General features: G+C 31.3%; 11 protein-coding genes. 2 read left to right on the top strand and 9 right to left on the bottom strand.

The features are described from left to right. Positions 1-12: 12 nt before the first annotated feature. The 8 genes from E0F91_RS15555 to E0F91_RS15520 form a co-directional block, all read right to left on the bottom strand. On the bottom strand, positions 13-639 hold the full coding sequence (locus E0F91_RS15555) for a hypothetical protein (protein ID WP_132067359.1): 627 nt from the start codon (positions 637-639) through the stop codon (positions 13-15). Between the two features lie 11 nt (positions 640-650). Continuing rightward, positions 651-1,334 carry a HupE/UreJ family protein gene (locus E0F91_RS15550; RefSeq protein WP_132067358.1) on the bottom strand — a complete coding sequence of 228 codons (684 nt, stop codon included), beginning with the start codon at positions 1,332-1,334 and terminating at the stop codon, positions 651-653. Positions 1,335-1,402: 68 nt separating this feature from the next. Further along, positions 1,403-1,618 (bottom strand): hypothetical protein, encoded by a 216-nt coding sequence (locus E0F91_RS15545; RefSeq protein ID WP_132067357.1) that lies wholly within the window; start codon positions 1,616-1,618, stop codon positions 1,403-1,405. A gap of 44 nt (positions 1,619-1,662) precedes the next feature. Next, on the bottom strand, positions 1,663-2,091 hold the full coding sequence (locus E0F91_RS15540; protein WP_132067356.1) for a hypothetical protein: 429 nt from the start codon (positions 2,089-2,091) through the stop codon (positions 1,663-1,665). Positions 2,092-2,342: 251 nt separating this feature from the next. Next, positions 2,343-2,696 carry a hypothetical protein gene (locus tag E0F91_RS15535; protein WP_243698918.1) on the bottom strand — a complete coding sequence of 118 codons (354 nt, stop codon included), beginning with the start codon at positions 2,694-2,696 and terminating at the stop codon, positions 2,343-2,345. An 858-nt stretch (positions 2,697-3,554) separates the two neighbouring features. Next, positions 3,555-4,748 (bottom strand): nuclease-related domain-containing protein, encoded by a 1,194-nt coding sequence (locus tag E0F91_RS15530; RefSeq protein ID WP_132067354.1) that lies wholly within the window; start codon positions 4,746-4,748, stop codon positions 3,555-3,557. 104 nt (positions 4,749-4,852) lie between these two features. Then, positions 4,853-7,726: a type I restriction endonuclease subunit R gene (locus E0F91_RS15525; RefSeq protein WP_132067353.1), complete on the bottom strand. Its 2,874-nt coding sequence runs from the start codon at positions 7,724-7,726 to the stop codon at positions 4,853-4,855. Between the two features lie 97 nt (positions 7,727-7,823). Beyond that, positions 7,824-8,750, bottom strand: a complete 927-nt coding sequence (locus E0F91_RS15520; RefSeq protein ID WP_132067352.1) for a tyrosine-type recombinase/integrase — start codon at positions 8,748-8,750, stop codon at positions 7,824-7,826. A gap of 99 nt (positions 8,751-8,849) precedes the next feature. Between E0F91_RS15520 and E0F91_RS15515 the strand changes: the two genes are divergently transcribed. Both E0F91_RS15515 and E0F91_RS15510 read left to right on the top strand, forming a co-directional pair. Next, positions 8,850-9,128 (top strand): restriction endonuclease subunit S, encoded by a 279-nt coding sequence (locus E0F91_RS15515; protein WP_132067351.1) that lies wholly within the window; start codon positions 8,850-8,852, stop codon positions 9,126-9,128. A gap of 237 nt (positions 9,129-9,365) precedes the next feature. Next, complete coding sequence (locus E0F91_RS15510) at positions 9,366-10,052, top strand: restriction endonuclease subunit S (protein WP_165930147.1); 687 nt, start codon at positions 9,366-9,368, stop codon at positions 10,050-10,052. Between the two features lie 4 nt (positions 10,053-10,056). On the opposite strand, the gene E0F91_RS15505 is transcribed toward E0F91_RS15510, so the two are convergent. Further along, on the bottom strand, positions 10,057-10,657 hold a 601-nt coding region (locus E0F91_RS15505; RefSeq protein ID WP_207919053.1), incomplete at its 5' end, for a restriction endonuclease subunit S.

Raw genomic sequence — 10,657 nt, 5'->3', positions numbered from 1 at the left:
AATGTTCACTACTTATATTGAATACTGGCCTTTTAATTTTATAGTAACTATAATGTCTTTTTTTTCATTGTTTCTGAAAAACCAACCATGTTTTCCCTCATAAGGTGCGTAGAAAGTCCCTACCATATTATTGGAATAGGCAAGCGTATAACTTTCAAAATAGACATCATTAACTTCTTTTGCTTGTTTCACTTCGCCGTGAAAGTCAAAATAAACGATTCCTTTATTAGTCGTCCATTCGTATTTCATTTTACCGTATTTCAGCATATAAATTTTATATTCAATGCCTTTTCCTGCTGGAACGATAACTTCAATAGTATCTTCTCTTTCTGCAAATTGTTTTTCAGGTGCAGGGTTATCTGCCTCGACTGGTCTTTTTACTTCTGGTCCTGAACCTGCTTTTTCCATTTTTATTAAAGGAAATACTTTTTGAGTCGTTGTTTCCTGCTGATTTTCTTCCGCATTTTCTGGAACATGAAGTTTGCTGAACCCAAACAATTTGCCTGTTCCTATTGGATCTATTCCATATTCAGCAGGTAAAACTGCGCTTACTAAAATTATTACTGAAAGTACTAAAGCGAAGATAACAGCTTTGATAATTTGTTTTTTTTCTACTGTTTGATGATTTATTTCTGACATTTTTTAATTTTTTAAGATGTAAAATAACCTGTTAACTGATATCCGATTAATGTAAATCCAGCCGCCATAAGCAGCGTATTTGTTATTGTTGAAAATTTCATAAAGCTGGAATGTCTGCGCCATAAAGTAATCAGAATTAGCACAAAAGTTAATGCTATGAACTGACCAATTTCTACACCAATATTGAACCCAAGCAGATTGGTAAACAATCCTTCTTTTTCAAATTTGAAGTCTTGCAATTTGCTAGCAAGCCCGAAGCCATGAAACAATCCGAAAATCAAAACAGCTGCTTTTGTATTGGGTTGCGTTCCGAAAAATCTCTTGAAACCACCTAAATTATCAAAACCTTTATACACTATTGAAAGTGCAATGATGGCATCAATTAAATACGCATTGATTGATATATTACTCATAACGCCAAACAACAATGTTGCACTATGACCAATCGTGAAGAAACTTACATAAAGCAGTACTTCTTTAGGGCGATAGAGGAAAAAGATAACGCCAACTAAAAAAAGTAAATGATCGTAACCCGTAAGCATGTGTTTTGCACCAATGTAAAGAAACGGACCAAAAGCAACACCATCATTTCCTGACAAAAAAGTTTGTGTATTTTCATCGACACCATGAGCAAAAACGCCTGTGATGCCAACAAAAAAAAGTAAAACAAGAAATATTATTTTTTTTGAATTCATTTTTATTTTCTTTTAAAAACTACTTCTCTCCTGAAATTTTCGGAAGAGAAGCAGCCTGTTAAATTATATTAATGCGTGTGTCCGTGAGCCGCATCAACTTTGTCTTGCTCCACTTGATTAATACTATCCATACTTTTTTGGTTAGTAGTATCTGTCATTACTTGCACCTGTTCTGTGGTTTCCGTAGTTTGAACTTCAGTGTTTTTAGTTTCGTTATCTGCTTTTTTGTTGCAAGAAGTAAACATTCCGATTGCGATCGTTGCTACGATTAAAATTTTTTTCATAATTGTAAATTTAAATTGGGTTTATAAAGAATAATAAAATTGAATTAATGTTGATGTCCATGATTAATATCTTGTTCAGAAACTTCGCTGTTTCTAAATTTAGAAGAGATTGTTTTTCCATTTACTAGTAATTTAATTGTACAATAAGCATATATATTTGCTTTAGGAACATAGACAAATAAAGAATTGTTGGTGTCCAAAGAAACTGGATTAGTTGCTTTTGTTTTATTGAAAAATTCAAAAACAACCGATCCAGTAATTTTTTTATTTGAAACTGTTTTTCCTTTTGCATTGAGTACGTAAAAACTAATATTGTTTTCTCTTTCGACCATTTCTATTTTGTAGTCGCCTGAATTTTGTATTATTCCACCGTGCGGCGTTTTGACAGTATTAGTGCTTACTTGTGCCTGTGAAATTGTTGTGCCTGCAATAGTTAACAGTATCGCAGCTGCAATGGATCTAATTATTTTCATCTTTGATGTTGAAGTGTTAAAAGTAATTGAGTATGTCTTAGACAGTACTAAAAAGTCAATTCATAGCGTATACCCCTAAAAAATGATTTTAGTTATTCGGATGCATTAACACACTAAAAACTTGTTTTTTTAATACAGAATGTTAGTGAAATTGATTCACAGAAAAATCCGCTATACTTATATAGCGAAGTACTTTTAATACTTAATTAGAAATATTCAAAATATCATTAATTAAGCATTGAAAAATTAATTTAGCTCAATTTGGGTGGAAGCCAGATGCATGCAAAAACATCGGAATTGTAAAATTCAGGAGTAAATGGAACTGAACTCTTTACAGAAATAATATTTGGCTGACGAAATGAAAACTCGATTATGTTTTCAAAGGCAAGGACATTATTAACAGATTGGTTAATAGTCTTAAAAGGTAAATTTTGATGATTGTCTTTTTCCTGATTAGAATGATGTTGGCTATCATTATAATGAATAGCTATAAAATCTAAAAAAGAAATCCCGTGCTTATCCTCATCTTGATCGTGATGTTCTGTAAAGTGTTCTGCTAAGTTGGATAGTTTCAATAATTGCCCTACTTCTGTGTTGGCACACAAAAATATGGAAAGGAATAATATGGCTATTGTTTTTTTCAGAGAATTAATTTTTACAAAAATAGAAAAAGTTTACTAAGTTATGACCATATCTAAATATTAATATTTTTTGTTTTAAGAAAAAGTATTAATTTTTCATTTTGGGAATTACAAAACCGTATTCATTTTTTGCACCAATGGTGCGAATTTTACAATGTATACACGGAGTTGATTTATTCTTTGCTATTTGGATTTAATAACTGGTTGTATATTAACCGAAATCAAATATATAAATTATCCCTTTGGGCCAAGATAGTATTTGTTATAGAATTTAATTTGATAACTCATCGGGTACAGAATCTTTACATGTCTAATTATGAGTATATTATATATTTTTAAAAAAATTAAAAAAAATAGTCGAACCATAAAAAAGTCAGTAAAACTAAAGGTTTACAAGTTTTTTAAATTTAATGGTGGTCCATACGGTACCGTTTACGAACCATTTTATGCAGGACTTGAAGAAATTGAGTAAGTTCTAAATGAAATTAATTTGGTTCAAATCCAATCATGGTCACACTTTTAAATGCTAATAAACGAGAACCTTGATATACAAAAATTTGAGCCTTTTACTAGAACATCTCCAGCTTCTAAGTGTTTAACCAATGTAATTTATTTTATTGCACGAAATATTCAATTCATCAGAATTGTTGATACAGCAAATTCAAATAATGTTATTTCTAATACATTGACATTTGAAGAAAAGAGCAGTATTAGTGGTTTTTGCTTTAAAATGTTATATGAAATGAGAGCTGACAAAAAAATATTATAGATTATTTCTCTAGTTTAAAGTCGACTATATAGTTTTAAAGACAACTTCAAATCCTATTTATCAACAATATTGAGCTTCATGTGAATATTCTCATTTCTCACAAAGGCTTCAACCCTTTCAATAAGCATTAGATTGAGGCGGTCATTACTTCCTCGCGCGTGACCTATATACTGCATAAATTCGCGTAAATCGATGACGTTAAGATATATTCTGTTTTCGGTCATTGCATTAAATATCTTATATTCTATTTCCTTCCAATCACCAAAAGGGAATAATTCAGAAACCAAAACAATGCAATGAAGAAAAGGAGCTTTGTCAAAAATAATTTCCTCCAAATGCTTATCATATATTGTTGTGTTGGCTGTGATTTTTTTCGAAGCCCCGACAAGCTGGTCAATTCCTGTGGAGATTTGCTTTTGCAGACCCTTAACCTTCTTCTCCATTGCTTTATTAGAAGGACTGTCTATGACCCCGAGTGCCTTACTTTCTATTAAAAAAATACCATTATCAGAAATTGCAAGAACATCAGTTAATTCACGATAACCTTTAGTGCGTGCAATTTGTGGATTCAAGAATAGCTTTTGTTTAAAAAGATCATCAAGAATGATTGTTACTTCTTTTTCGAGAATGCTCCCTTCATCTTTATCATCAACCGTTACATGGTTTGTTTCGTTAAATCCGATGACTGTATTTTTCATAATAATCCAGTCCTGTAGTTTTCCCTCGATTGCAATGGTTTCTATTTCGTACACATTTTTGTGTTGACTTTCCATTTTAATACTGTGGTCAAAACAATCCAGCGAACGAGAAATTCTTTCATCAAATTTACCGCAGTACAGACTTTCGGGATTGCTTTGTAGATTTAGTACTCGCAACTGGTCGGCAATGCTGAATGAGAGCTTTGCAGTTGCAACGCAAATGCTAAGTTCATTATGAAAATGAATGTGCGTAAAGCTACGGTTCATGATTGCAGCAAGAGAGTTATGCTCGTCGGGGAAACGTGCTGTCCCTATAACTGCAGCATAATTTATGGGATCGTCATAAATTCGTAATCCCGAATGAAATATTGCTGGTTGATGTAAGCAGTCCTTGCCGAATAGAAATTCAATGACACAACCTTTCATTATTGATTTTATAAGAGGCGAAGTTATCTTTACCATGACCTTCGCACCAAAATCATCATTGATAAACCAAATTGATGCAGGTTCGTGTAATAGTTCTTTGTAAATCCTTTCCTCAATTGTCATAGTAATTGCCCCATTTTTTTATATGATCATGATTTATGTTTAAATATTCTTCGATTTCTACAGCAAAAAATTAATGCGATATGGTATTACAATTTTGTTCGATATTACAATCCAGATATACCATTAACAAAAGTATCTACGAAATCTAAAATTTTATTCAATATTCGGTCACCTACTTCTTTAGATTTTAGAACGCTAGGCCTTCCCTCTATGCGAAGGTCTAAAATTTCTTTTCTTAAGGGTTCACGTTCGGTAAAAAGATAATTTTCTATAAGTTTTTCTGTTTTTTCTTCAGAAAGGTTTTCTGCTTTCACCAAATCTTGGAGTGCTTTTTCTTGTTCTTCATTCCAGAATTTTTCAAATTCTTCGGAAATAATATCTGTATCCTCAATGTGAGGTAGACTTTCTTGAATAAATTTCTCAATCAGTTCTCTTTTACTTCTTAATGACACTTCGGTATTCAATAAGTTTGTGATCTCCTTTTCAATACTTTCTTTATCTTTTGAACTGTGTTTTAATTTAAACTTAATTAATAGTTGAATAATGTAGGTAACATTGATTGTATCGCGTCTAATCAACTCCAATTCGAAGTCAATGTCGTTTAAAATAGATGTTTTTTCTATGAAAGTACTGTTGCTAAGTTTATCTTTCAAATCCAGATACTTACTGGTGTAATCTGCAAATAGCTGTTCTTCTATTTGTAAATCATTCCAAGTAAATTCGGAATAATGACTCATTTTTTTGTGTAAGCGGATAAGTGCCCTGAATGTCAAAATAAACTGTAGATTATCTTCTTCAGTATATAGATTATCTACTGCACTAATCTGAGGAACAATTTCTAATAATTTTTGAGTTACTTCATTGAATTTTTCTGTATAAACTTCATAAGGTTCAACAATAATTTCGTCAATTGCCTCCTTGTTACTAAATAAGGCAATTGCTTCATCTGTTTTATCTTTCAGATTTCGAAAGCATACAATATTTCCCTGTGTCTTGTTTTTGTCTAATGTGCGATTGGTACGGCTAAAAGCTTGAATTAGTCCATGGTATTGTAGGTTCTTGTCAACATATAATGTATTTAGGTTTTTACTATCATAACCCGTTAAAAACATATTAGCGACTAATAAAATATCCGTTTCATGTTTAGGATGTTTTGATTTTCTGGCTACAGCATTATAATAATTGTAAAAGCCTTCACTGTCCTTAATATTTTCTGCCATTCCAAATAGTTCGTTGAAATCTTGCACATAGGTTTCCAATAATTCTCTGCGATGTGGTTTCAAACCATACAGTTCTTGTGGCTCAGCGGCAATATTCAGTCGACTGGCTAATTGATCCTCCATCTCTTCCTCGTTTTGGGCATAACTAAAAATAGTTGCTATTTTTAAATTATGTTCACCATTCAGTTTTTTACGTTTAAAAATTTCATAGTATTCAATAACGGCATCAATATCTTGAACACACATCATCGCACAGAATTTTTTGGATTGTGTTTTCTGATCGTGATGTTGAATGATATAATCAACTATCGCTTCTTTACGTTCAGGAGCTTCAAAAACTTCAGCTTCATTAATTTTTTCAACTTTCAAATCAATTATATTATCTTTTTTCTTGAAAGTTTGAATATATTCAATTGAGAATCTTAAAACATTTTCATCTCTAATAGCATCTGTAATTACATATTTGTGAAGGCATTTGCCAAATAAGCTAGCTGTGGTTTTTTCTCCATTGGCATTCTCAGCTAAAATTGGTGTGCCTGTAAAGCCAAATAATTGAATATTTTCAAAATAGCTAACAATATTTTGGTGCGTATCACCAAATTGTGAACGATGACATTCATCAAATATAAATACCATTCTTTCGTTCTTAAGGTCTTTCATTTTAGCTAAATTCCGCCCTGAAATTGCATTATTAAGCTTTTGAATCGTTGTAACAATAATTTTTGCATTCGGATCATTGAATTTCCTGATAAGATCATCTGTGTTGGTTGCTGAGCTTACTGAGCCTTTGCTAAAGCTATCGTATTCCTTATTTGTTTGATAATCCAAATCCTTTCTATCTACTACAAAAACTACTTTTTTAATAGCTGTGATTTTTGATAAAATTTGGCTGGCTTTGAAACTTGTTAAGGTTTTTCCACTTCCTGTGGTATGCCAGATATATCCGTTTTTCTCTACATTATATCCATTTAATATTTCGTTTTCGGTAACTTTTTTGATAATACTTTCCACGGCATAATATTGATATGGACGAAGTATCATTAACCTTTTATCAGTTTCGTTAAGTACAATATATTTACATATCATTTTACTGATATGACAGGGCTCTAAGAAAGTATCAGTAAAACCGTTCAGAATGTTATTAAGAGGATTATTTTTCTCGTCTGTCCAATGAAAAGTTTGAAGATATTCCTGTTTATGTGTACCGAAATTACTGAAATACTTGGTATTTACACCATTGCTGATTATAAAAAGTTGGACAAAATGAAATAGCCCTTTTCCTGCTCCAAAACTATGTTTTTGATAGCGATTGATTTGGTTGAAAGCTTCTTTCATTTCCAACCCTCTACGCTTCAGTTCTATCTGCACTAATGGTAATCCATTAATTAGCAAGGTTACATCATACCGATTTTCGTATTTACCTTCCTGTGTAATCTGATTTGTAACCTGATATTCATTTTGGCACCAATGTTCTATGTTTAGAAATTCAAAATAGAGGTTCTCTCCATTATCTCTTAAGATATGATGCTTCGTTTCACGTAATATCTTGGCTTTTTCAAATACTGATCCTTTGTTGACAATGTTTAATACTTTTTCAAATTCAGCTTCGCTAAATAAAATGTTATTATGCTTTTCAAGTTGCATTTTCAAGTTTAGCAATAACTCTCTTTCACTTTTAATATCAATATACTTATACCCCAATTTTTGTAATTGTCCTACAAGTTGTTCCTCTAAAATTTGTTCAGACTGTTTGCTCAAAATAATTATGAATTAGGAGTTGTTATGTTAGCTTAATATAGCAAATTTAACAAATAAAAGAGGTTTCTTTCATTTCTCCTAATTCATAATCTAAAGTTTACTTCAAAGCTTTAAACATTTGTTCAATAGCTTTCTTTTTTTGTTCCATATTGGGATGAACATAGAGATTTAAGGTCGTGCTAATATTGGAATGTCCTAAAAGAACGCTTACAGTTTTGTAATCGCAATTACTTTCAATACATCTGGTTGCGAAACTGTGTCTCAGCCCATGAAACTTCAGGTCTGGCATCTTCAAATGTTCCATTAGGTTTTTATAATAACTGCGATAAGTTCTGGGCTCAGTTGGCTTTGCATCGTTGGTTAAAACAAAAAACGATGGGTTAACAATTTTTTTAAATGGTTTGAGTATTCTTAATAAATCTTTGCTTATTGGAATTTCACGTATAGAATTTTTTGTTTTTGGTGTGTCTAAAATGAGTTCTGTTTTTCTGGTTCCATCTTCTATTACATAAATACGCTGGATAGTTCTTTTAATGCTGATAACACCATTTTCTGTATCTACATCTTCCCAGGTAAGGGCGCAAACTTCTCCTATACGCATACCAGAACTCAAGCAAATATAAACTCCTAAATTTCGAAATGTAAAATGCTCTTGTATATAATTCATAATTTTTTTCTGATCTGAACGGTTTAAAACTTCAATTGTGTATTTTTCTCGCTCTGTTGGGAACTGTATTTCAAATGGACTATAATCCACCCATTTGTGTTTAGCACCATACTTTAGAATCATTTTTAGAACGATTAAAATATCCTTGATTGTTTTTTGACTTAAACCTGATTCCAATTTCTGAAATACGAAAGCCTGCACTTCTGTTTCCTCAATCGAATATTTATTACCAAATATGGGCAGTATGTGATTTTCGATTAAGAGTGTATAAGCAGAAAAACTTGATTTTTTTACATACTGTTTTTTGTTTGTTCTCCATAGGTCAATTACCTCTAAAATTTGTTTTTGGTCATTCATTGTTATTAATTTTTATGAATTCCAAAGGAAAGAAATAAAGAATTGAGGATTTTAATATCACTAAGGTTCCTAATTTGAGATTTCCAGGGTGTTCCTAATTTGAGATTTCCAGGGTTTACTGAGGAGTGGGAAGCGAAAAAGTTGGGAGAAGTTGTGGACAAAGTAAATAGTGGAAAGACCCCATTAGGAGGTGAAGCTATTTATACAAAAGAAGGTGTACTTTTCATACGTAGTCAAAATGTAAATAATGACAAGTTAGAATTAGAAAATTCTGTATTTATTCCAGAATTGGTAAATGAGCAAATGAAAAATAGCATCGTTCAAGCTAATGATATACTTCTTAATATAACTGGCGCTCATTGGGGAGAAGCTGTGTAGTTCCCAATAACTTTAAAAGTGGAAATGTTAACCAACATGTCTGCATTATAAGATTAAATAAGCAATATACTCCAAAGTTCTTACAACCATTATTTTCCTCGAGTAAAGGCCAAACAATTTTTACTAGTCTGCAGACAGGAAGCGGTCGAGAAGGATTAAATTTTGAAAGTATTAGAAGCATAAAGTTCTTTAACCCAAAACAAAATAATTGAGGGTTTAAAATTATCAAAGAAAATATTGATTAAAAAGATATTTAATCAACAGCTTAGTTTTGATGGAAGACATAATAATAATAATAATAACTTTCCAGATTGGGAGGAAAAAAAGATAAAGGAATTGTTTTCCTTTAAAATTACCAACTCATTTTCTAGAGAACAACTGAACCATAAAAATGGGAAAGTGAAAAATATTCATTATGGTGATATTCATACAAGATTTCAAACTCTCTTTGATATAGAAAAAGAAGAAGTCCCATATATAAACCCTGATGTAAACATTAATAAGATAAATGAAGAGAATTATTGTGCGATTGGTGATATGATATTTGCAGACGCATCGGAAGATTTAATTGATGTAGGGAAAAGTATTGAGATTGTTAATTTAAATAATCAAAAATTACTAGCAGGGCTACATACAATTTTAGCTCGACCGATTAGCAACACTTTTTCAATTGGTTTTTGTGGATATTTATTTAAATCGGATAGAATAAGAACTCAAATTCAAAAAGAATCACAAGGATCCAAAGTTTTGAGTATCTCAGCGGTTAGATTGTCCAATATTTCTTTCTCCATTCCTTGTATTGAAGAACAGATTAAAATCACTAATTTTCTTTCATCCATCGATTCTAAAATAGATATTGAAACACGATTTCTGCAAAAATTAGAACAGCAGAAAAAGTTTTTACTGCAAAATTTGTTTGTATAGGTCTTTAAATAAACATTTCCTTCAACAGATATTTCTTTTGCTTTTCAAGTTGCTCTAAAATTGTTTTTTCGATTTGGATTTTTTTGTCAATTGCAGAAAGGAATCTTGATATTACATGCTGTTCCTCCAAAGAAGGAATCTGTACTTTTATTTTTTCTATAGTAGTTTTTGATAGACTTGGGACACCAGATGCCTCATTATATTCCAACCAATTAATTGTTCGAAAAAGATGAAAAATAAATTTTGGAATACAAGATTGAAAAGAATGCGTATAAAATAAAGTATCTACAGTCCAGATCTTACCATTGTGATACATCGGCTTGTCAATAGTTCCCTTTCTTCCTACACAAACCGTTTCACCATTATAAATATAATCATTAACCAAGGTCATAAACCCCCCAGTTCCGAATACAGGAATATTACCCGGTTGCAAATGTTTATAGTCTTTACCGCTACCAATTTTTAATATTTCTCCTATTTTTACTTCATTCCATTCCGGAAAATCAGTTCCATTCTCATTTTTAAATCTTATTTTTTGACTAAATATTTGATTCCTGAAACATAGGATTAAGGTTTTTAATTGTTCAATTATTTTGTTTTGGGTT

Source organism: Flavobacterium sandaracinum (genome assembly GCF_004349135.1).
GTDB classification, from domain to species: Bacteria; Bacteroidota; Bacteroidia; order Flavobacteriales; family Flavobacteriaceae; genus Flavobacterium; species Flavobacterium sandaracinum.
This window is presented reverse-complemented; position numbering and strand designations above follow the sequence as displayed.